The sequence below is a fragment of the Streptomyces sp. ActVer genome, from assembly GCF_027270795.1.
In the GTDB taxonomy this organism is placed as follows: domain Bacteria; phylum Actinomycetota; class Actinomycetes; order Streptomycetales; family Streptomycetaceae; genus Streptomyces; species Streptomyces umbrinus_A.
Map to the genome: position 1 here is coordinate 1 of NZ_JAPWHT010001023.1, position 571 is coordinate 571.

Consider the following 571-nt stretch of genomic DNA (forward strand, 5'->3'; position numbering starts at 1 on the left):
GACGGTCTGATCACGGGCGAGGAGAACATGCTCCTCATGGCGGACCTGCACCACCTCTCCCGCAGCGAGGGGAGGCGGGTCACCGCCGAACTCCTGGAACGCTTCGACCTGGTGGAGGCGGCGAAGAAACCCGCCTCCACCTACTCCGGCGGCATGAAGCGCCGCCTGGACATCGCCATGACCCTGGTCGGCAACCCGCGGATCATCTTCCTCGACGAACCGACCACCGGCCTCGACCCCCGCTCCCGCCACAACATGTGGCAGATCATCCGCGAACTGGTCACCGGCGGGGTGACGGTCTTCCTCACCACCCAGTACCTGGAGGAGGCCGACGAACTCGCCGACCGCATCGCGGTCCTGAACGACGGCAAGATCGCCGCAGAGGGCACCGCCGAGGAGCTCAAGCGCCTGATCCCCGGCGGACACGTACGACTGCGCTTCGACGACCCGGCCACCTACCAGACGGCCGCCGTCTCGCTGCGCGAGGCGACCCGCGACGACGAGGCACTCTCCCTCCAGATCCCCAGCGACGGCAGCCAGCGCGAACTGCGCTCCGTCCTCGACTGGCTCG

Annotated in this window: 1 protein-coding gene; it reads left to right on the forward strand. The window is 68.7% G+C overall.

Features of this window, described 5'->3' with window-relative positions:
• Positions 1 to 571 (forward strand): ATP-binding cassette domain-containing protein (locus tag O3Q52_RS53930; RefSeq protein WP_269655653.1); only part of this gene is annotated, 571 nt, incomplete at both ends.